This is a genomic window from Serratia sp. Ae19-1, assembly GCF_059801225.1.
In genome coordinates this window covers 250708-273138 of sequence record NZ_JBCHWD010000005.1, presented here as the reverse complement: position 1 = coordinate 273138, position 22431 = coordinate 250708, and the positions used below count along the sequence as shown (strand labels likewise).

Genomic DNA, 22431 nt, shown 5'->3' with positions numbered 1-22431 from the left:
TACTGATGGCGGCGGTCGCCACTCCGGGGCACGTCTACCCGATGTTAGCTATCGCTCGTCACCTGATCGCCCAAGGGCATCAGGTGCGGGTGATGACCGGCGCGCTGTTTCGCGAACGCGCCGAAGCGGCTGGGGCGAACTTCGTACCGTTCGACGCGCAGGTGGACTTCGATTATCGCCACCTGGAAGAGCACTTTCCGCAGCGCGCCGCGCTGCCGCCGGGCAATGCGCAGATGGCGCTGGCGCTGAAGGATTTCTTCGCCGCGCCGATCCCGCTGCTGGATCGGCAGCTGCGTGCGGCCATTGCCGCCGAAAAGACCGATTTGCTGATGGTGGAGAACTGCTTCTACGGCGTATTGCCGCTGCTGCAGTCCGCCGAACGGCCGCCGGTCTTCGGTATCGGCGTTACGCCGCTGTCGTATTCTTCGCGTGACGCCATTTTTTATGGCCCGCGCATCCCGCCGGCGCTGTTGCCGCAGGCGCTGACCCGCGAGCAATTGGTGGATGAAGAGACGCGCGTGTTGCTTGATGAGGTGCAGCGGAGCTTCGATGCGGCGCTGGTGCAGGCCGGCGGGCGGGCGCTGACTCGCCCGTTTACCGATGCGCTGATCGGCGGCTGCGAGCGTTTCCTGCAGTTGGCCACCACGGCGCTGGAATATGAGCGCGACGATCTGCCGAGCGGCGTGCGCTTCGTCGGTCCGCTGCGCAGCGGCGGTCAACCGGCGGCGGAAGAGACGCTGTGGGAGGCGGACGATGATCGGCCGCTGGTGATCGTGTCTCAGGGCACGTTGGCCAACGTCGATCTGCATCAGCTGATCGTGCCGACGCTGCAGGCGCTGGCGCATCTGCCGGTGCGGGTGTTGGCCACCACCGGCGGGCGGGCGACGGCAGGGCTGATGGACGCGTTGCCGGACAACGCCAGAGTGCGGGAGTTTATCTCCTTCGAACGCTGGCTGCCGCGGGCGTCGCTGCTGATCACCAACGGCGGTTACGGCTCGATCAACTATGCGCTGGACAGCGGCGTGCCGCTGATCGTCGCCGGCACCGGCGAGGATAAGCTGGAGGCGGCGGCGCGCGTGGTCGCTGCCGGTTGCGGCATCAGCCTGCACACCAGCACGCCGAGCGCAGAACAGATCCTGGCGGCGGCGTCGCGTATTCTGCAGCAGCCGATCTACCGCCAACGCGCGGCGCTGGTGCGTGAAGATTATGCCCGCCACGATGCGCTAACGGCGATAGCCAACGAAGTGGCGGCTATTACCGCCTGATCTCGCTGCACCTCCTTCCCAGGCGCCGTTTTCGGCGCCTTTTTTCTGCATTTTTTCTCAATGGAAACTGCATGATTATGTACAATCGCCGCAGGCCGCCAAATCGGTTGAATGTTAATCTTATGACAGCGCCGCTGATGGAAGCGGGGGAATATCATCATTTTCTAATGATGTCATGAATCCTCTGGCGGCGCGCAAGCGGGGCAGTTACCCTGAATCGATGGATTAATGGGATACGCGTTAAATCAAGAAGAGAGCAAGCATGAAAGATTCACAAATCCGCATTGCGATTGCGGGCGCCGGCGGCCGGATGGGTCGTCAATTGATCCAGGCGGTGCAGCAGGCGGAAGGCGTAGTGTTGGGCGCGGCGCTGTCGCGACCGGGCTCCAGCCTGATCGGCGTCGACGCCGGTGAGCTGGCGGGCATCGGCGCGCTGGGTGTCAAGGTAAGCGACAGCCTGGAGAAAGTGGCGAGCGAGTTCGACATTCTGATCGACTTCACCCGTCCGGAAAGCACGCGGAGCTACCTGGATTTTTGCGTGGCGCACCACAAGGCGATGGTGATTGGCACCACCGGCTTCGATGACGCCGGCAAGCAGGCGATCCGCGATGCGGCGCAGCATATCGGCATCGTGTTTGCCGCCAACTTCAGCGTCGGCGTCAACCTGGTGTTGAAACTGCTGGAGAAGGCCGCGCAGGTGATGGGCGACTATACCGACATCGAAATCGTTGAGGCGCACCACCGCCACAAAGTGGATGCGCCATCGGGCACGGCATTGGCGATGGGCGAAGCGATCGCCGGCGCGCTGGGGCGCGACCTGAAAAGCTGCGCGGTCTATGCGCGCGAAGGCCATACCGGCGAGCGCGATCCGAAAAGCATCGGCTTTGCCACCATTCGCGCCGGCGACATCGTCGGCGAGCACACCGCGATGTTTGCCGACATCGGTGAGCGGGTGGAGATCACCCATAAAGCTTCCAGCCGCATGACTTTTGCCAGCGGCGCGGTGCGTGCGGCAGTCTGGCTGTATAATCGAGATAAAGGCCTGTTTGATATGCGAGATGTGCTGAATCTCGAGCAGTTATAATTGATTTGCATACCATCGTGATGTGGGTGTATTGATCGTAATACTATGATAATCGGACAATAATTTTATTGTCCTTTTTTTTAACATGATAAATATGGCTTTGGTTGATTTTTTGTTTTAAAGGTTTTATTTGTTGTTGTTTATCTTGCTAATTATCTCGTTTTTCTCCGCCAGAGGCTATTTTAGCGTCTGTTTTAGCCCGTTCCGGCGCCGTTTTCCGTCATTCGGCCTCGCAACCGTTTTCCAGCCCCGGTTTTCTGTGTTTTTATCGCCGCTCAAGCCGCTTGAGCACCGAAAACTGCAAAAATAAAACAAAAAATGGCAGTTTGGGTAGACAAGCCGAACACTCATCATTAAAATGCGCCCAATTTGCCAAAAATTGGCCTCGCGGACGGTTTTTGCATTGATTTAGATCGCGATATCTGAATTAATATGCAAATATTGTGATTGATTATTCCTCGGAGGATGTTTTGATTAAGTCAGCGCTATTGGTTCTGGAAGACGGAACCCAATTCCACGGTCGGGCCATCGGGGCAGAGGGAACGGCAGTGGGGGAAGTGGTCTTCAATACGTCGATGACCGGTTATCAAGAAATCCTCACTGATCCTTCCTATTCCCGCCAGATCGTTACTCTTACTTATCCTCATATCGGCAATGTCGGCACCAATGCTTCCGACGAAGAATCCTCCGCAGTACACGCCCAAGGCCTCGTCATTCGTGACCTCCCGCTGATCGCCAGCAACTACCGCAACGAAGAAAGCCTGTCCGACTACCTCAAGCGTCACAACATCGTGGCGATCGCCGATATCGATACCCGTAAATTGACCCGCCTGCTGCGCGAGAAGGGCGCCCAGAACGGCTGCATCGTCGCCGCCGATACGCCGGACGCCGCGCTGGCCCTGGCCAAGGCGCAAGGTTTCCCGGGGTTGAAGGGCATGGATCTGGCGAAAGAAGTCACGACCCAAGAGGCCTACAGCTGGCAGCAAGGCAGCTGGACGCTTGAAGGCGACCTGCCTGAAGCCAAAACCGCCGCGGAACTGCCTTTCCACGTGGTGGCTTACGACTACGGCGCCAAGCGCAACATCCTGCGCATGCTGGTGGATCGCGGCTGCCGCCTGACCGTGGTGCCGGCGCAGACCCCGGCCGACGAGGTGCTGAAAATGAATCCGGACGGCATCTTCCTGTCCAACGGCCCGGGTGACCCGGAGCCGTGCGACTACGCCATCGCCGCCATCAAACAGTTCCTGGAAACCGACATTCCGGTGTTCGGCATCTGTCTGGGCCACCAGCTGCTGGCACTGGCCAGCGGGGCGAAAACCATGAAGATGAAGCTCGGCCACCACGGCGGCAACCACCCGGTGAAGGATCTGGACAACAATACCGTGATGATCACCGCGCAGAACCACGGCTTTGCGGTAGACGAGAATAACCTGCCGGCGAACCTGCGCGTGACGCACAAATCGCTGTTCGACCACACGGTGCAGGGCATTCACCGCACCGACAAGGCGGCGTTCAGTTTCCAGGGGCACCCGGAAGCCAGCCCTGGCCCGCACGACGCCGCGCCGCTGTTCGATCACTTTATCGAACTGATTGAGACTTACCGTTCTAACGCCAAATAATCAGGAGCAGTAAAAAATGCCAAAACGTACAGACATAAAAAGCATCCTGATCCTCGGCGCGGGCCCGATCGTTATCGGTCAGGCGTGTGAGTTCGACTACTCTGGCGCCCAGGCGTGTAAAGCGCTGCGCGAAGAGGGCTACCGCGTCATTTTGGTCAACTCCAACCCGGCGACTATCATGACCGACCCGGAAATGGCCGACGCTACCTACATTGAGCCGATCCACTGGGAAGTGGTACGCAAGATCATCGAAAAAGAGCGCCCGGATGCGGTGCTGCCGACCATGGGCGGCCAGACGGCGCTGAACTGCGCGCTGGAGCTGGAGCGTCAGGGCGTACTGGCCGAGTTCGGCGTCACCATGATCGGCGCCACCGCCGATGCGATCGACAAGGCCGAAGACCGTCGCCGTTTCGACGTGGCGATGAAGAAGATCGGTCTGGATACCGCGCGCTCCGGCATCGCGCACACCATGGAAGAAGCGCTGGCGGTTGCCGCTGACGTCGGCTTCCCGTGCATCATCCGTCCTTCCTTTACCATGGGCGGTACCGGCGGCGGCATCGCTTACAACCGTGAAGAGTTCGAAGAAATCTGCGAACGCGGTCTGGATCTGTCGCCGACCAACGAGCTGCTGATCGACGAATCGCTGATCGGTTGGAAAGAGTACGAGATGGAAGTGGTGCGTGATAAGAACGACAACTGCATCATTGTTTGCTCCATCGAAAACTTCGACGCCATGGGCATCCACACCGGCGACTCGATCACCGTCGCGCCGGCCCAGACCCTGACCGACAAGGAATACCAAATCATGCGCAACGCCTCGATGGCGGTGCTGCGTGAGATCGGCGTCGAAACCGGCGGCTCCAACGTGCAGTTCTCGGTCAACCCGAAAACCGGCCGCCTGATCGTCATCGAAATGAACCCGCGCGTATCGCGCTCTTCGGCGCTGGCGTCGAAAGCCACCGGCTTCCCAATCGCCAAGATCGCCGCCAAGCTGGCGGTGGGTTACACCCTCGATGAACTGATGAACGACATCACCGGCGGCCGCACCCCGGCGTCGTTCGAGCCGTCCATCGACTACGTCGTCACCAAGATCCCGCGCTTCAACTTCGAGAAGTTCGCCGGCGCCAACGATCGCCTGACCACCCAGATGAAGTCGGTCGGTGAAGTGATGGCCATCGGCCGCACCCAACAGGAGTCGCTGCAGAAAGCGCTGCGCGGCCTGGAAGTGGGCGCCACCGGTTTCGACCCGAAAGTGAGCCTGGACGATCCGGAAGCGCTGACCAAAATTCGCCGCGAGCTGAAAGACGCCGGTTCCGACCGCATCTGGTACATCGCCGACGCCTTCCGCGCCGGTCTGTCGGTCGACGGCGTCTTCAACCTGACCAACGTCGACCGCTGGTTCCTGGTGCAGATTGAAGAGCTGGTGCGCCTGGAAGAGCAGGTGGCCGACGCGGGCATCAACGGCCTGAACAAAGAGTTCCTGCGCACCCTGAAGCGCAAAGGCTTCGCCGATGCGCGCCTGGCCAAGCTGGCCGGCGTCGCCGAGAGCGAAATTCGCAAGCTGCGCCACAGCCACGGTTTGCACCCGGTGTACAAGCGCGTGGACACCTGTGCGGCGGAATTCGCCACCGACACCGCCTACATGTACTCCACTTATGAAGAAGAGTGCGAGTCCAATCCGACCAACGACCGGCCGAAAGTGATGGTGCTGGGCGGCGGGCCGAACCGTATCGGCCAGGGCATCGAGTTCGACTACTGCTGCGTGCACGCCTCGCTGGCGCTGCGCGAAGACGGCTACGAGACCATCATGGTCAACTGTAACCCGGAAACCGTCTCCACCGACTACGACACCTCCGACCGTCTGTACTTTGAGCCGGTAACGCTGGAAGACGTGCTGGAAATCGTGCGCATCGAGAAGCCGAAAGGCGTTATCGTACAGTACGGCGGCCAGACTCCGCTGAAGCTGGCGCGCGAGCTGGAAGCCGCAGGCGTGCCGATCATCGGCACCAGCCCGGACGCCATCGACCGCGCCGAAGACCGCGAACGCTTCCAGCAGGCGGTAAACCGCCTGGGCCTGAAGCAGCCGGCCAACGCCACCGTCACCGCCATCGAGCAGGCAGTGGAGAAGGCGGCGGGCATCGGCTATCCGCTGGTGGTGCGCCCTTCCTACGTGCTGGGCGGCCGGGCGATGGAAATCGTCTATGACGAAACCGACCTGCGCCGTTACTTCCAGACCGCGGTCAGCGTGTCCAACGATGCGCCGGTGCTGCTGGACCGCTTCCTGGACGATGCGGTAGAAGTGGACGTCGACGCCATCTGCGACGGCGAGCGCGTGCTGATCGGCGGCATCATGGAGCACATCGAACAGGCGGGCGTGCACTCCGGCGACTCCGCGTGTTCGCTGCCGGCATACACCCTGAGCCAGGAAATTCAGGACGTGATGCGTCGCCAGGTGGAAAAACTGGCGTTCGAGCTGCAGGTGCGCGGCTTGATGAACGTGCAGTTCGCGGTGAAAGACAACGAAGTCTACCTGATTGAAGTCAATCCGCGCGCCGCGCGTACCGTGCCGTTCGTGTCCAAAGCCACCGGCGTGCCGCTGGCCAAGGTGGCCGCGCGCGTGATGGCGGGCAAAACGCTGGTTGAGCAGGGTGTGACCGAAGAGATCATCCCGCCGTACTACTCGGTGAAAGAAGTGGTGCTGCCGTTCAACAAATTCCCGGGCGTCGACCCGATTCTGGGGCCGGAAATGCGCTCTACCGGGGAAGTGATGGGCGTGGGCCGCACCTTCGCGGAAGCCTTCTCCAAAGCGATGCTGGGCAGCAACTCGGGCATGAAGAAACAGGGCCGCGCGCTGCTGTCGGTGCGCGAAGGCGATAAAGCCCGCGTGGTCGACCTGGCCGCCAGCCTGCTGAAGCAGGGCTTCGAGCTGGACGCAACCCACGGCACCGCGGTGGTGCTGGGCGAAGCAGGCATCAACCCGCGCCTGGTCAACAAGGTGCACGAAGGGCGTCCGCACATTCAGGACCGTATCAAGAACGGCGAGTACACTTACATCGTCAACACCACGGCCGGCCGTCAGGCGATTGAAGACTCCAAGCTGATTCGCCGCAGCGCCCTGCAGTACAAGGTGCACTACGACACTACGCTGAACGGCGGCTTCGCCACCGCGATGGCGCTGAAAGCGGATCCGACCGAGCAGGTCACTTCGGTGCAGGAAATGCACGCGCGCATCGGCAAGTAACCGTGCGATAACGCTATGTCAGGGGCGCTGCAATGCAGCGCCCCTTTTTTATTCAGCAAATTTGTCGGCTGGCGTTAAAAATTTCCGCTATCAATCAGTGGGCAAACTGTCACTCTGTGTGATTGGTATATGCTTGGTGTATTGGCAAGGAACGAAGGAACGACGATAACAATGATTTTGATAATTTATGCTCACCCGTATCCCCGGCATTCGCATGCCAATCAGCGCCTGCTGCAGGCGGTGAAGGATCTCCCCGAGGTAGAGGTGCGCTCGCTGTATGAGCTGTATCCCGATTTCAATATCGACATCAATGCCGAACAGCAGGCGCTGGAGCGCGCCGACATGGTGGTGTTGCAGCATCCGATGCAGTGGTACAGCTTTCCGCCGCTGTTGAAGCTGTGGATCGATAAAGTGCTGGAGCACGGCTGGGCCTATGGCCACGACGGCAATGCGCTGGTGGGCAAAGACTGCCTGTGGGCGGTAACCAGCGGCGGTGACGAGCACCATTTCGAACTGGGCGATTTTCCCAACTTCGCCGCGCTGGCGCAGCCGCTGCAGGCCACGGCGATCTATTGCGGCATGAACTGGCAGCCGTATTTCGCCCTGCACAACACCTTTACCTGCAACGAACCGGCGTTGCTCGCTGCCGGTGAAGCCTACCGGCAGCGGTTGGTCGACTACCTGATGGAACACGCCGAAGCGGAAACCGGGGAGGCCAGCCATGGATAATCACCATATGATGATCGAGGGGCTGATCTATCTCGGCTCCGCCGCGTTATTTGTACCGATCGCGGTGCGGCTGGGGCTGGGCTCGGTGCTCGGTTACCTGATCGCCGGCTGCATCATCGGCCCCTGGGGGCTGAAACTGGTGTCGGACGCCGAGTCGATCCTCACCTTCGCCGAGATCGGCGTGGTGCTGATGCTGTTTATCATCGGTCTGGAGCTGGATCCCAAGCGGCTGTGGACGCTGCGCGCCTCGGTGTTCGGCGGCGGCAGCATTCAGATGGTAGGCTGCGGCCTGGCGCTGAGCGCTTTCTGTTACTTCCTTGGCCTCAACTGGAAGGTGGCGCTGCTGATCGGTTTGACGCTGGCGCTCTCATCCACCGCCATCGCCATGCAGGCGATGAGCGAACGCAATTTGACGCCGTCTCCGATCGGCCGCAGCGCGTTTGCGGTGCTGCTGTTCCAGGACATCGCGGCGATCCCGCTGGTGGCGATGATCCCACTGCTGGCCAGCAGCGGCGCCAGCACCACGCTGGGCGCATTCGTGCTGTCGGCGGCCAAGGTGGTGGGCGCGCTGGTGATGGTGGTGCTGCTCGGCCGCTACGTCACCCGCCCGCTGCTGCATTTCGTCGCCCGCTCGGGCATGCGCGAGGTATTCAGCGCCGTGGCGCTGTTCCTGGTGTTCGGCTTCGGCATCCTGCTGGAGATGGCCGGGCTGTCGATGGCGATGGGGGCGTTTCTCGCCGGGGTACTGCTGGCGAGCTCGGAATACCGCCACGCGCTGGAGAGCGATATTCAGCCATTCAAAGGGCTGCTGCTGGGGCTGTTCTTCATCGGCGTCGGCATGTCGATCGATTTCGGCACCCTGTTCCATCATCCGCTGCTGATCGCCTCGCTGCTGCTGGGCTTTATGCTGATCAAAGCGGCGCTGCTGTGGCTGATCGGGCCGCTGCTTGGGGTGCCGAAACGCCAGCGCGGCCTGTTCGCCATTTTGCTGGGCCAGGGCAGTGAGTTCGCTTTCGTTATCTTCAGCGCGGCGCAGCTGGCCGGCGTTTTGCCGGTCGAGTGGGCCAAGTCGCTGACGCTGGCGGTGGCGCTGTCGATGGCGGCCACGCCGCTGCTGTTGGTGATCGCCGCGCAGCTGGAGAAAAATGCGCCGAAAGAGGAGCGCCCGGCTGACGTTATTGACGACGAAAATGCCAGCGTGATCATCGCCGGTTTCGGCCGTTTCGGTCAGATCGCCGGTCGTCTGCTGTTGGCCAACGGCGTGCACACCGTGGTACTGGATCACGATCCGGATCATATCGAAACGCTGCGCAAATTCGACACCAAGGTGTTCTACGGCGACGCCACGCGGGCCGATCTGCTGGAGGCCGCCGGCGCCGCCCACGCCAAGGTGCTGATCAACGCCATCGACGATGTGGAGGACAGCCTGGCGTTAACCGAGCTGGCCAGGCAGCACTTCCCGCATCTGAAGGTGGTGGCGCGGGCGCGCGACGTCGACCACTGGTATCAGCTGCGGCAGCTGGGGGTGGAAAAACCGGAGCGCGAAACCTTCGAAAGCTCGCTGCGCATCGGCCGTGAAACGCTGGAATTGCTGGGACTGGACGCCTATGAAGCGCGCGAGAAAGCGGACACTTTCCGTCGCTATAACCTGAAGATGCTGGAAGATACGCTGGAGAATTATCAGGACACTGAATTCCGTATCGCCAGCCTGCAACGGGCCAAGGAGATGCTCAGCGCGGCCATCGAGCAGGATCAGAATCGGTTGGCGCGGGTGCAGCAGACCGGTTGGCGCGGCAGTATCGACGGCAAGGCGCCGGAAGACGAAGTGGTGGAAGCCAAAGAAGCCAAAGGATAACAACAGGGGCGCCGCGATGGCGCCCCGTTTTTTTGTTCAGCTCAGCGCGACCTTGATGCCTAAGGCGATCAGCATGCCGCCCAGCAATTTGTCGACGACCTTCTGTGCCTTCTCCAGCCCGCGGCGTACCGGTCCGCTTTGGATCAGGAATACCAGCAGCGGCCACCAGATGACCGACAGGCCGAGAATAATCCCCGCGTACCACAGTTTGTCGCCCAGGCCAGAATCGATCTGCAGCACCTGGGTGAACACCGCCAGGAAGAACAGGGTGGCCTTTGGGTTCAGCAGATTGCACAGGTAGCCTTGCGCAAAGGCGCTCTTCAGGCTGACCTGCTGCTGCGGCAGATTGCTGACGTTCATTTTGCCGCCGCCGCGCGACAGCAGCGCCTGGATGCCGATCCACACCAGATACACCGCCCCGGCGTATTTCAGCAGGTTGAACAGCCACGGCGTAGTGGTGATCACCACCGCCAGCCCGGCGACGCAGTAGGACATGTGGGTGGCGACGCCGCAGATCACGCCGAAGGCGGTCATCATGGCGGCCAGGCGCGGGTAGCGGGCGGCGTTTTTAATCACCAGGAAAAAATCCGGGCCGGGGGAGAGCATGCCAAGGGTGGCGATGCCGGCGACGAACAGCGAAGTTTCAAGCATGGGAGCGTCTCGCGCAAAAGGCAGAATTCTGGCGATAATAACGCCGCTTCCTCTGATGCGCATCAACCCAATGAGGTATTGTTAGGCTCTATGATAATAATTCATCTACCACCCGCGACGGAGCACCATGCAGCAGACTACCGCCACAGACATGCCGGAACCGCATCGGCAACAGCGTGAAATCACCCGCCTGTGCATTCAATGCGCGTTGCTGCTGTTGCAGCACGGCGCCGAGAGCACGGTGGTGGAACAGCTGTCGACCCGCCTGGGGTTGGCGCTGGGGATGGACAGCGTGGAAAGCTCGATCTCCGCCAATGCGGTGGTGCTGACCACCCTCAGCCACGGCGCCTGCCTGACCACCACCCGCAAGAACGTCGATCGCGGCATCAATATGCAGGTGGTGACCGAAGTGCAGCATATCGTGATCCTCGCCGAGCACCACCTGGCGGATGCGCACGACGTGGCGCGCCGCTTTGAAAGGATCCGGCCGCTGCGCTATCCGCGCTGGCTGGTGGTGCTGATGGTGGGGTTGTCCTGCGGGTGCTTCAGCATGCTCAACGGCGGCGGTGGCGACGCCTTCCTGGTGACCTTTATCGCCAGCGGCACGGCGATGTTGGTGCGCCAAATCCTCACCGCCCGGCATATGAATCCGTTGATCAATTTCTGCCTGACGGCGTTTGTCGCTACGTCGATCTCCGGATTGCTGCTGCGCCTGCCGGCGTTTAAAGATACCTCGAGCGTGGCGATGGCCGCCAGCGTGCTGCTGCTGGTGCCGGGCTTTCCGTTGATCAACGCGGTGGCCGACATGTTCAAAGGGCATGTGAATACCGGGCTGGCACGCTGGGCGATGGCCAGCCTGTTGACGTTGGCGACCTGTATCGGCGTGGTGATGGCGATGTCGCTGTGGGATCTGCGGGGGTGGTCATGAATCTGCTGTGGGCCTTGTTGCAGGAGATGCTGTTGGCGGCGGTGCCGGCGCTGGGCTTCGCCATGGTGTTCAACGTGCCGCTGCGTGCGCTGCGCTATTGTGCGTTGCTCGGGGCTATCGGGCGCGGTTCGCGCATGCTGATGATGCACGGCGGCATGAACATCGAGTGGGCCTCGTTGCTGGCGGCGATCCTGATCGGCATCATCGGCATCTATTGGTCGCGCTGGCTGCTGGCGCACCCGAAGGTATTCACTGTGGCGGCGGTGATCCCGATGTTCCCCGGCATTTCCGCCTATACCGCGATGATAACTGTGGTAGAGATCTCGCATCTGGGCTACAGCGAGGCCTTGATGGAGACCATGATCACCAACTTCCTCAAGGCCAGTTTCATCGTCGGCGCCTTGTCGATCGGCCTGTCGTTACCGGGTCTGTGGCTGTACCGCAAACGCCCCGGCGTGTGAAATTTCCCGGCGGAAGAACGTTGGTTATTAGATATGCTGATAAGAGCTATCTTATATATTCATCTTGCTTGATTAGCCTATCGACGGCACTCAGGCCTTTACGTATAGTGTCACCAATTTTGCTGCCTACACAGGGTTAAACAATGATTATCAGCCTGATCGCTGCCTTGGCGGCGGATCGCGTTATTGGCATGGAAAACGCCATGCCGTGGCACCTGCCGGCGGACCTTGCGTGGTTTAAACGCAACACGTTGAATAAGCCGGTTATTATGGGCCGCAAGACCTTCGAGTCCATCGGCCGCCCGCTGCCGGGCCGGCACAATATCGTTTTGAGCAGCCGCCCGGGCAGCGAAGCCGGGGTGACCTGGGCGACTTCGCTGGATGAGGCGCTGGCCGCCGCCGGCGACGTGGAAGAAGTGATGGTGATCGGCGGCGGGCGCATCTATACCCAGCTGCTGCCGCGCGCCGATCGCCTGTACCTGACGCACATCGACGCCGAAGTCGGCGGCGATACCCACTTCCCGGACTACGAGCCGGACGAGTGGGAAACCACCTTCAGCGAGTTCCACGACGCCGACGATCTGAACTCGCACAGCTACTGCTTCGAGATCCTGCAGCGCCGCTGATTTCAGCGCGTTAGCCAGGCTATCCCCGGGGGCGCAAGCAATTGCGCCCCCGGTCTTTTTGCGTCCGTCATGCGTAACCTTTCCGTCACATTACCTGATTAGTATGAAGCCCAACTCCGAGCGCCTCGGCAACTCTGGTGAATCTTGATCGCGGCGCCATAACTAAAAAGGTAACCACGCTATGACCAAGCAAATTGAGCAATTAGACGCCGATCGCCTGATCGATCCCACTCGCCGCAAACTGCTGCTCGGCAGCGCCGGCGCCGTCGGTCTGGCCGGTTTTCTCGGCGGCGGCATCTGGTCGGTCTCCGCCGAGGCGTTGGCCGAGGATCTGCCGCCGAACAGGCTGCTGGGCTTTCAGGGCATCGCCGCGTCGACCGCCGATGAGGTGACCATCACGCCGGGCTACCGGGCCGAGGTGCTGATCTCCTGGGGCGAGCCGCTGGTGGACGGCGCGCCGGCCTTCGATCCGCAGGGCAATAACAGCGCCGCCGATCAGGAAAAGCAGTTTGGCGACAACAACGACGGCATGAGCTTTTTCCCGATCGATGACAATCACGGCGTGATGGCCATCAACAACGAATACGTCAACGAGCAGTACCTGTTCGCCCACGGCGGCACCAAGGCCACTAGCCTGGAAGAAGTGCGCAAGTCGCAGGCGGCGCACGGCGTCTCTATCGTGGCGGTCAAACGCGTCGGCGATGGCCAGCGCTGGGAAGTCGAGCGCCCGTCGCGCTATAACCGCCGCATTACCGCCAACAGCGACATGCAGTTCAGCGGCCCGGCTGCCGGGCATCCGCTGCTGCAGACCGCCGCCGATCCGAGCGGCCGCAAGGTGTTGGGCACCTTCGGCAACTGCGCCAACGGCAAGACGCCGTGGGGCACTTACCTGACCTGTGAAGAAAATTTCGATACCTACTTCGGGACTCACCAGGCCGATTACCCAACCACCCCGGAACAGAAACGCTACACGCTGAAGGCCAACGAGCCGGAGCGCAACTGGCCGGACTACGACGAACGCTTCGACGTGGCGAAGAACCCCAACGAATTCAACCGCCACGGCTGGATCGTGGAGATCGATCCGCTGGATCCAACCTCGACGCCGATTAAGCACACTGCGCTGGGCCGCTTCAAACATGAGAACGCGGCGGTGACCGTCGCCAAAGACGGCCGTCTGGTGGTGTATATGGGGGACGACGAGCGCGGTGAGCATATCTATAAGTACGTCTCCAAAGGCGTGGTCGACATCGCCAATCCGGCCAACAATCGCACGCTGCTGGACGAAGGGACGCTGTATGTGGCGCAGTTCGACGGCGACGAAGCCGGCACCCCGCTGAAGGGCAAAGGGCGCTGGATTGCGCTCGAGTTCGGCAAGAACGGCCTGACGCCGGAGAACGGTTTCCGCGATGAGGCTGAAGTGCTGATCTTCGCCCGTAAGGCGGCGCAGCAGGTCGGCGCCACTAAAATGGATCGCCCGGAGTGGATCGCGGTGAACCCGCATGATGGCCGCGCGTACTGCACGCTGACCAACAACAGCAAGCGCGGCGAGGAGGGGATGCCGTTGAACGCCGCTAATCCGCGGCCGAACAATGTCTATGGCCAGATTATTCGCTGGGACGAGGGCGGCGACGCCACCGCCGACGCTTTCGCCTGGGATATCTATGCGCTGTGCGGCAACCCGATCGCCCACCCGGAAGGCGTTAACCGCGGCACGCCGAACATCACGGCGGATAACACCTTCAACAGCCCGGACGGGCTGGGATTCGATCGCGCCGGCCGCCTGTGGATCCTCACCGACGGCAAGTACAGCAACAAGGGCGACTACGTCGGGCAGGGCAACAACCAGATGCTGGTGGGCGATCCGGTCAGCGGCGAAATTCGCCGCTTTATGGTGGGGCCGAAGTCCTGCGAACTGACCGGCATCACCTTCACTCCGGACTACAGGACGATGTTCGTCAACGTGCAGCATCCGGGAGAAGAGGGCGATTCGCACTTCCCAAACAACAGCCCGCGCCCGCGTTCATCGGTATTGATGATCACGCGTGAAGATGGCGGGGTGATTGGGGCGTAAGGCGATAATATAGAAAACAAAGGCGGCCACGGGGCCGCCTTTGTATTTTCAGGATGCGGCTAATCTGCCGGCGTCAGGCGCTTCGCTGCGATTAGCTGGCTGGGTGAAATAACGACGGTCTTCCCAGCGCAGCATCGTCAGATCGCCGCCCCAGCAGCAGCCGGTATCCAGCCCGATCACGCCTTCCGGCGTGCCCTTGCCTTCGAGCGAGGCCCAATGGCCGAAGATGATGGTGTATTCGGGGTCGATCAGGCGCGGCAGTTCGAACCACGGTTTCAGCGGCGCAGGTGCGCTGCCCGGCGCATCTTTGCAGATCATGTCGAGCTGGCCGTTGGGGAAGCAGTAGCGCATGCGCGTGAACGCATTGGTGCTGAAACGCAGGCGCGCAAGGCCGCTCAACTCCGGCGCCCAGTTGTTCGGCATATCACCGTACATGGCGTCGAGGAACAGCGGGTAGCTGTCGCTGCTCAATACCGCCTCCACTTCGCGCGCACACATTTTCGCGGTGTCGATATCCCACTGCGGGGTGATGCCGGCGTGCGCCATCACCAGCTTTTGCTCATCATCCACCTGCAGCACCGGTTGGCGGCGCAGCCAGTTGATCAGCTCGTCGGCGTCAGGCGCTTCCAGCAGCGGTGTGATGCGATCTTTGGGTTTGTTGCGGCTGATGCCGGCGTAAACCGCCAGCAGGTGCAGATCGTGGTTGCCCAGCACCATGCGCACCGCCGGGCCGAGCGAGCGCACGTAGCGCAGCACGTCCAGCGAGGCGGGGCCGCGCGCCACCAGATCGCCGGTCAGCCACAGTTGATCGCGCTCGGGATCGAAAGCAGCCTGAGCCAGCAGCGACTTCAGTTCATCAAAACAGCCGTGAACGTCGCCGATAAGGTATGTCGACATAATTAATGGATCAGCGTTGGAATGGCTAAGCGGAACACGGGAATAGCGGTGCGGAACGGCTGACCCTGATGATCAACCATTTCGTAATGGCCTTCCATGGTGCCCAGCGGCGTTTCCAGAATGGCGCCGCTGGTATACTGAAACTCTCCGCCGGGCGGAATGACGGGCTGTTCGCCGATCACGCCTTCGCCCTGGACTTCGGTTTGGCGGCCGTTGCTGTTGGTGATCAGCCAGTAACGGCCCAGCAGTTGCACGTCGCTCCGCCCCAGATTGCGGATAGTGATGGTATAGGCGAAGACGTAACGCTCTTCTTCAGGGATCGACTGTGATTCCACATAGATGCTCTGAACCTGAATACACACGCGGGGCGAATCAATCATGACAACAACTCCTTATTGCTGCGGCGCCGGATTGGCTGACAGCCAGTTCGCCAGCTTGCAGTACTGCGCCACAGAAATATTCTCTGCTCTGAGCGAAGGATCGACACCCAGTTCCGTCAGCTGCTCCGGCGTGAACAGGTCGCCCAGGCTATTGCGGATGGTTTTCCGCCGCTGGTTGAACGCCTGCGTGGTGATGCGGCTCAGCATACGCACGTCGCCCACCGGGTTTGGCAGCACGCGGTGCGGCACCAGGCGCACCACGGCGGAATCGACCTTCGGCGGCGGCGCGAACGCGGTCGGCGGCACTTCCAGCACCGGAATGACGTTGCAGTAGTACTGCGCCATCACGGTCAAACGCCCGTAGGCCTTGCTGTCAGGGCCGGCCACCAGACGGTTGACCACCTCTTTCTGCAACATAAAGTGCATGTCGCGGATTGCCTGAGTATAGCTGAAAAGGTGGAACATCAGCGGCGTCGAAATATTGTACGGCAGGTTACCAAATACGCGCAGCGGTTGGCCAGCTTCCTCGGCCAGTTCGGCGAAATTCACCGTCATGGCGTCCTGCTGGCGGATGGTCAGCTTGTCTTTCAGCTGCGGATGATTCTCCAGCCGGGTGGCCAGATCGCGGTCCAGTTCGATCACCGTCATGCGGTCCATGCGCGCGCCGACCGGCTCGGTCAAGGCGCCGAGACCGGGGCCGATCTCAACCACCGCTTCGCCCGGCTGCGGGTGAATGGCGGAGACAATGCTATCGATGACAAACTGATCGGTTAAAAAGTTTTGTCCAAAGCGTTTGCGGGCAAAGTGCCCTTGGTGGACTCTGTTATTCATTACAATTAATTATCATTTTAATGGCGAGATTCAGGGCCGTTTGGAAACTGCCGACATCGGCGGTGCCGGTGCCGGCCAGTTCCAGAGCGGTGCCGTGGTCGACCGAGGTGCGTATGAAAGGCAAACCGAGGGTGATATTCACCGCGCGGCCGAACCCTTGGTATTTTAGCACCGGCAGCCCCTGATCGTGATACATCGCCAGCACCGCATCGGCATCTTGCAGATATTTGGGCTGGAACAGGGTGTCCGCCGGCAGCGGGCCGACAAGATGGATGCCGTCAGCGCGCAGCGCATCGAGCGCCGGGATGATGGTGTCTATCTCTTCGCGCCCCATATGGCCGCCTTCCCCGGCGTGGGGATTCAGACCGCAGACGTAAATGTGCGGCTGGGCGATGCCAAATTTGGTTTTCAGATCGTGGTCGAGAATGCGGATGACTTCGAACAGGCTCTGCTGCGTGATGGCGCCCGGCACCGCCAGCAGCGGCAGGTGGGTGGTCGCCAGCGCCACGCGCAGCTCTTCGGTCGCGAGCATCATCACCACGCGATCGCAGCGGCTGCGATCGGCAAAGAATTCGGTATGGCCGATAAACGGCACGCCGGCGTCGTTGATCACGCCCTTGTTCACCGGGCCGGTGATCAGTGCGGAAAACTCGCCGTTCAGGCAGCCGTCGCAGGCGCGCGCCAGGGTTTCCACCACGTAGGCGCTGTTGCCGACGTTCAACTCACCGGCGGTAACCGGGTGAGCGAGCGGCACCGGCAGCACGGTCAGCGTGCCGGCGCGTTGCGCTTCGGCCGGTTGCTGCGGTTGGTAGTCGCGCAGCGTCAGCGGCAGGCCCAGGCGTTCGGCGCGTTCAAGCAACAAGGCCGGATCGGCGCACACCACCAGCTCAACAGGCCAATCCTGTTGCGCCAGGGCGGCTACCAAATCCGGCCCCACCCCGGCGGGTTCGCCGGGGGTAATGACGACGCGTTTATTGCTGTGCATCGCTGCCATCGAGGATCTTCACGTAGGCCTGGGCGCGCTGTTCCTGCATCCAGGTCTGCGCTTCTTCGGCGAACTTGCGGTTGAACAGCATGCGGTAAGCGCGATCTTTCTGCGCGGCGTCGGTTTTATCCACCTGACGGGTATCCAGCAGCTGAATCAGGTGCCAACCGAAGGAAGAGTGTACCGGCGCGCTGATTTCACCCTTGCTCAGCTTCAGCAGCGCATCGCGGAAGGCCGGATCGTAGATGTCCGGAGAAGCCCAGCCCAGATCGCCGCCCTGCATGGCGGAACCCGGATCTTGCGACAGCTGTTTGGCTTCGTCGGCGAATTTGGCGCGGCCGCTCTTGATGGCTTCCGCCACGGATTGCAGCTTGGCGCGCGCCTGATCGTCAGTCAACACCACGGAAGGCTTCAGCAGGATGTGACGGGCGTGCACTTCGGTGACCGAGACCGACTGGCTGGCGCCGCGGATGTCGTTCACTTTCAGGATATGGAAACCGACGCCGGAACGGATTGGCCCGACGATGTCGCCTTTCTTGGCGCTCACCAGACGTTCCGCGAACAGGGTCGGGATCTCTTGCAGCTTGCCCCAGCCCATGTTGCCGCCTTTCAGCGCCTGAGAGTCGGCGGAGTAGGTGATCGCCAGCTTGCCGAAGTCGGCGCCGCTGTTGATCTCGCCCACCAGACGTTTGGCCAGCTCTTCGGCTTTGTCGACCTGCTGCTGCGACGGGTTCTCAGGCAGCGGGATCAGGATGTGACTGATGTTCATTTCGGTGTCGCTGCCGTTCTGCGCGCCCACCTGTTTGGCCAGCGAGTCCACTTCCTGCGGCAGGATGGTGACGCGGCGACGCACTTCGTTGTTACGCACTTCGGAGATCAGCATCTCTTTGCGGATCTGCGCGCGATAGGTGTTGTAGTTCAGCCCTTCATACGACAGGCGGCTGCGCAGCTGATCGACGCTCATGCGGTTTTGCGCGGCGATGTTGGCGATCGCCTTGTCCAGATCGGCGTCGGACACGGTGATGCCCATTTTCTTGGCCATCTGCAGCTGGATGTTATCCATGATCAGACGTTCGATGATCTGATGGCGCAGCGTCTTGTCGTCCGGCAGCTGTTGGCCGGCCTGCTGGGCGTTGAGTTTCACCGACTGCAACAGTCCGTTGACGTCGCTTTCGAGTACCACGCCGTTATCCACGACGGCGGCGACTTTATCCACTTCTTGGGGTGCTGCGAACGCGGCATTGGCGCAAACCACCAATCCGAGAATAAGCGTTCTCCAGTTCTTCATACATTTCCCATTATGTAATCCGCAAATGCGGGTGAAAGTTCTCGTTTTCAAAGTGTTGCAAAGCGTCAGAATGCGCGCTGATACGGCAGAATGCCGGAGCGCAGCATTTCCGCGGAGCCGAGACTATGATCGCTGCTCAGGCCACGCAGTTCGACGTTGAACGAAACTCTGTTGTCGTAAACGCTGGTATTGTTGCTGGTGTTCCAGTCGGTGATCTTGCGCTCATAGCCCAGGGTCACTGCCCAGCAGCAGGTGTTGTACTTCAGCCCCACCAGCTGATCGGCGGATTGTTTGGCGCGGGTGTCGTAGTAATACGCCCCGACGACCGCCCAACGATCGGCGATCGGCCAGCTGCCGGTAATGCCCACCTGCGAGATGCCGTCCTGGAAGGCCGGAACCGTCTTGGTGTTCAACGCCGTCTGGATGTATTCCGGCGTGGCGTAACGGTAGTTCAGCTGCACCACGCGCTCGGCGTCCTGGCGGTATTCCACCACGCCGTTGCCCAGCGAGACGCTGCTCAGGCGGGTGTCGTACTGCAGGCCGCCGCGCAGACCCCAACGATCGTCGATCTTCCAATAGGTATCGCCGGCCCAGGCCACGCTGCCGGTATTATCGTTGTTATCGAAACTCGTCATCTGGTCGCCGGTACGCGAACGGCTGAAGTAGTAGATTTGACCCACGGAAGCGTTAAAACGTTCAACCAGCGCGTCATCATAAATACGGGTGGTCAAACCGGTGGAGACACGGTTCTGCGAAGCGATGCGATCCAGGCCGCTGTAGGTGCGGTCGCGGAACAGGCCGGAGTAATCGGTCTGCAGCAGCGTAGTGTCGTAGGTGTAGATGTTGCTCTGATCGCGATACGGCACGTACAGGTACTGCACGCGCGGCTCCAGGGTCTGGGTAGCGCCTTCTGCCCAGATCATCGGCCGCTCGAACACCAGCTTGCCGTCGACCTTGAACTGCGGCAATACGCGGTTGACCGAATCGTCAAGATCCGGCGCGGCGGCGCCTTTGCGGCTCTGGTAGTTGGCGGCGAAACCGTCAGGAATATCCTGCTGGTAGTGGGTCGCCATCAGCTTGGCTTCGGTGTTCAGGCTGGCCCAGCCGTTGGTCAGCGGCAGGTTGAGCGTCGGTTCCATATGCAGACGGGTGGCGTCCGGGCTGTATGGGTTGACGCTGGTGAACTTGGCCGCCTGGCCGTAGATATGGAAATCGAACGGGCCGAGGTCGTTCTTGTAGTAGTTCAGATCCAGCTGCGGCTGCACCTTGTAGGTGTCAGACAGGGTGCGGTTGGTATCGTCGTAAATCTGGAATTGCTTGGAGCTCAGCGTGGCGTTCCAGTTCTCGTTGGCGTAGCCGAGGCTGAATTTCTGCGTGGCGTAGCCGTCGGTGGTGGAACCGTACTTGGAGTCCAGATCGGTGAAGTATTTGGAATCGCTGACCTTGGTGTAGTCGACGTTGAAGCGCCACACCTGGTCCATCACGCCGTTGTGGTTCCAATAGAACAGCCAGCGCTTGCTGTCGTCATGATCTTTGCCGTATTCCCGGTCGTTCGGCAGCCAGTCTAATTCCATCAGGCCAAGGCCCGGTTGCACCAGGTAGCGGAATTCGGTCTGCCACTGCAGGCCGCGCTTGGACATATAATGCGGCGTGATGGTGGCGTCGTAGTTCGGCGCGATGTTCCAGTAGTACGGCAACATGAACTCGAAGCCGTTGTTGCTGCCGTATTTGGCGTTCGGGATCAGGAAGCCTGAACGGCGCTTGTCGCCGACCGGCAGCTGCAGGTACGGGCTGTAGAACACCGGCACGCCGCCGATGCGGAAGCGGGCGTTCCACACTTCAGCCACCTGCTCTTCGCGGTCGTGGATCACTTCGGAGCCGACTACGCTCCAGCTGTCGTCGCCCGGCAGACAGGAGGTAAAGGTGCCGTTTTCCAGAATGGTGTAACGGTTGGCGCCGCGCATTTTCATCTTGTCGGCATCGCCACGCCCCTGACGGCCTACCATCTGGTAGTCGCCTTCATAGACGTCGGTATCTTTGGTGTTCAGGTTCGACCAGGCCTTCGGGCCTTTCAGTTTGATCTGATTGTCGCTGTAGTGCACGTCACCGGTGGCCGTGACGGTGCGCACGGGCTCCGTCTGACCCGGGTTTTGCGTCTGGTTCAGCTCAACTTCTTTGGCGGTCAGGGTGCTGTTGCCCTGCTCGACACGCACGTTGCCGCTGAACAGGGCGCTTTTCGGGTAGTCGGCGCGCGAGTCGTCGGCATTGATGGTCACAGGCTGGCTGTTTGGATCGCCGCTGACCAAAGGCTTGTCGTAAACGGGAACGCCAAGCATGCATTGCTCGGCCAGATCAGCCAGCGCATGCTGACTGTAGAGTGCCGTCCAAATCATCGTGGCCAGCAGGGTTGGGAAACTTTTTTTCATACGCGGTTTTGGTGTTCCGTCATCAGAGGCGTCGTGTCCGGCAAACGGTCAGAGACTATATTACTCATCTGCGTTGCGCTAGTGCTAAATCCAGCCGTTTACTTGCGTCGTCGTTAGGCGCAAAGATAAATGACAGGTATGATAATCCAAATTCTGGGAAAAATCGCCTGCGCCCTTTCCTGAAACGGAGGAGAGCGGGCGGCTTTCGGCATGATAATTGAGGAGTATATGCAGTATTGGGGAAAACTGCTCGGCGTCATCGTCGCCATCTGGTCTGGCGCGGGATTCTGGGGTGTAGTTCTGGGGCTGATTATCGGTCATATGATCGATACGGCGCGCAGCAACAAGCGCAGCCGGGGTTTTTTCACCGACCAGCAAACGCGGCAAACGCTGTTTTTCCGCACCACTTTTCAGGTGATGGGCCACCTGACCAAATCCAAAGGACGCGTCACCGAGGCGGATATCCAGATTGCCAGCCTGTTCATGGATCGCCTGCAGCTGCACGGCGAAGCGCGCACCGCGGCGCAGCAGGCGTTCCGCGAGGGCAAACAGAGCCAGTTCCCGCTGCGTGAGACGCTGCAGCAGTTCCGCAGCATCTGCTTTGGCCGCTTTGATTTGATTCGGATGTTTCTGGAAATTCAGATTCAGGCGGCGTTCGCCGACGGCTCGCTGCATCCGAATGAACGTCAGGTACTGTACGTCATCGCCGAAGAGCTGGGCATTTCGCGCGCGCAGTTCGATCAGTTCCTCAGCATGATGGAGGGGGGGCGCCAATTCGGCGGCGGTCAACAGGGCGGGTATTCGCAGGGCGGCTATCAGCAGGCTCAGCGCGGCCCGACGCTCGACGATGCGTGCAAGGTGCTCGGCGTGAACAGCAGCGACGATGCCGCCACCATCAAGCGCGCCTACCGTAAGCTGATGAGCGAACACCATCCGGATAAGCTGGTGGCGAAAGGCTTGCCGCCGCAGATGATGGAAATGGCCAAGCAAAAAGCGCAGGAGATTCAGGCGGCGTACGACCTGATCAAACGCGAGAAAGGTTTTAAATAGGCGATGAAAGCGGGCCCGGCATGCCGAGCCCGTTTAACATATGA

The 22431-nt window shown here is 60.8% G+C and carries 18 protein-coding genes; 11 read left to right on the top strand and 7 right to left on the bottom strand.

Features of this window, described 5'->3' with window-relative positions:
* The first annotated feature begins 5 nt into the window (after positions 1–5).
* The 6 genes from AAIE04_RS16465 to kefC all read left to right on the top strand — a co-directional run bounded on the left by AAIE04_RS16465 (position 6) and on the right by kefC (position 9793).
* The gene (locus AAIE04_RS16465; protein WP_432525831.1) at positions 6–1265 is read left to right on the top strand and encodes a glycosyltransferase; all 1260 of its coding nucleotides are present in this window, start codon (positions 6–8) and stop codon (positions 1263–1265) included.
* A 262-nt stretch (positions 1266–1527) separates the two neighbouring features.
* On the top strand, positions 1528–2349 hold the full coding sequence (dapB, locus tag AAIE04_RS16460) for a 4-hydroxy-tetrahydrodipicolinate reductase (protein ID WP_019455029.1): 822 nt from the start codon (positions 1528–1530) through the stop codon (positions 2347–2349).
* Between the two features lie 470 nt (positions 2350–2819).
* A complete protein-coding gene (carA, locus tag AAIE04_RS16455) occupies positions 2820–3968 on the top strand; it encodes a glutamine-hydrolyzing carbamoyl-phosphate synthase small subunit (protein WP_071532848.1) in 1149 nt (382 codons plus the stop codon).
* 16 nt (positions 3969–3984) lie between these two features.
* Entirely contained in the window at positions 3985–7209 is a 3225-nt protein-coding gene (carB, locus tag AAIE04_RS16450) for a carbamoyl-phosphate synthase large subunit (protein ID WP_019455031.1), read from the top strand.
* A gap of 171 nt (positions 7210–7380) precedes the next feature.
* A complete protein-coding gene (kefF, locus tag AAIE04_RS16445) occupies positions 7381–7938 on the top strand; it encodes a glutathione-regulated potassium-efflux system oxidoreductase KefF (protein ID WP_063918140.1) in 558 nt (185 codons plus the stop codon).
* A complete protein-coding gene (gene kefC, locus AAIE04_RS16440; RefSeq protein ID WP_019455033.1) occupies positions 7931–9793 on the top strand; it encodes a glutathione-regulated potassium-efflux system protein KefC in 1863 nt (620 codons plus the stop codon). The genes kefF and kefC overlap by 8 nt, the downstream gene beginning before the upstream one ends.
* 36 nt (positions 9794–9829) lie before the next feature.
* Here kefC and AAIE04_RS16435 read toward each other — a convergent pair whose 3' ends face one another.
* Entirely contained in the window at positions 9830–10444 is a 615-nt protein-coding gene (locus tag AAIE04_RS16435; protein WP_019455034.1) for a LysE family translocator, read from the bottom strand.
* Positions 10445–10571: 127 nt separating this feature from the next.
* Between AAIE04_RS16435 and AAIE04_RS16430 the strand changes: the two genes are divergently transcribed.
* From AAIE04_RS16430 to AAIE04_RS16415, 4 genes are all read left to right on the top strand, one after another.
* A complete protein-coding gene (locus tag AAIE04_RS16430; protein ID WP_019455035.1) occupies positions 10572–11372 on the top strand; it encodes a threonine/serine exporter family protein in 801 nt (266 codons plus the stop codon).
* Positions 11369–11833, top strand: a complete 465-nt coding sequence (locus AAIE04_RS16425; protein WP_019455036.1) for a threonine/serine exporter — start codon at positions 11369–11371, stop codon at positions 11831–11833. Before AAIE04_RS16430 ends, AAIE04_RS16425 begins: the two co-directional genes overlap by 4 nt.
* Positions 11834–11976: 143 nt before the next feature.
* The gene (gene folA, locus AAIE04_RS16420) at positions 11977–12459 is read left to right on the top strand and encodes a type 3 dihydrofolate reductase (RefSeq protein ID WP_074055967.1); all 483 of its coding nucleotides are present in this window, start codon (positions 11977–11979) and stop codon (positions 12457–12459) included.
* Between the two features lie 181 nt (positions 12460–12640).
* Positions 12641–14530, top strand: coding sequence for a PhoX family protein (locus AAIE04_RS16415; protein WP_019455038.1), 1890 nt, complete (start codon positions 12641–12643; stop codon positions 14528–14530).
* 48 nt (positions 14531–14578) lie between these two features.
* Here the strand turns inward: AAIE04_RS16415 and apaH are convergent, their stop codons facing one another.
* The 6 genes from apaH to lptD form a co-directional block, all read right to left on the bottom strand.
* Positions 14579–15427 carry a bis(5'-nucleosyl)-tetraphosphatase (symmetrical) ApaH gene (apaH, locus tag AAIE04_RS16410; RefSeq protein WP_019455039.1) on the bottom strand — a complete coding sequence of 283 codons (849 nt, stop codon included), beginning with the start codon at positions 15425–15427 and terminating at the stop codon, positions 14579–14581.
* A gap of 2 nt (positions 15428–15429) precedes the next feature.
* Complete coding sequence (gene apaG, locus AAIE04_RS16405; protein WP_019455040.1) at positions 15430–15807, bottom strand: Co2+/Mg2+ efflux facilitator ApaG/CorD; 378 nt, start codon at positions 15805–15807, stop codon at positions 15430–15432.
* Positions 15808–15819: 12 nt separating this feature from the next.
* Positions 15820–16638: a 16S rRNA (adenine(1518)-N(6)/adenine(1519)-N(6))-dimethyltransferase RsmA gene (gene rsmA, locus AAIE04_RS16400; RefSeq protein WP_063918142.1), complete on the bottom strand. Its 819-nt coding sequence runs from the start codon at positions 16636–16638 to the stop codon at positions 15820–15822.
* Positions 16631–17623 carry a 4-hydroxythreonine-4-phosphate dehydrogenase PdxA gene (gene pdxA / locus AAIE04_RS16395; protein ID WP_025159630.1) on the bottom strand — a complete coding sequence of 331 codons (993 nt, stop codon included), beginning with the start codon at positions 17621–17623 and terminating at the stop codon, positions 16631–16633. The genes rsmA and pdxA overlap by 8 nt, the downstream gene beginning before the upstream one ends.
* Positions 17610–18911 (bottom strand): peptidylprolyl isomerase SurA, encoded by a 1302-nt coding sequence (gene surA / locus AAIE04_RS16390; protein ID WP_025159631.1) that lies wholly within the window; start codon positions 18909–18911, stop codon positions 17610–17612. Before surA ends, pdxA begins: the two co-directional genes overlap by 14 nt.
* A gap of 65 nt (positions 18912–18976) precedes the next feature.
* Positions 18977–21337 (bottom strand): LPS assembly protein LptD, encoded by a 2361-nt coding sequence (gene lptD / locus AAIE04_RS16385; RefSeq protein WP_498577351.1) that lies wholly within the window; start codon positions 21335–21337, stop codon positions 18977–18979.
* A 228-nt stretch (positions 21338–21565) separates the two neighbouring features.
* Between lptD and djlA the strand changes: the two genes are divergently transcribed.
* A complete protein-coding gene (gene djlA, locus AAIE04_RS16380; protein ID WP_019455045.1) occupies positions 21566–22387 on the top strand; it encodes a co-chaperone DjlA in 822 nt (273 codons plus the stop codon).
* Positions 22388–22431 lie beyond the last annotated feature (44 nt).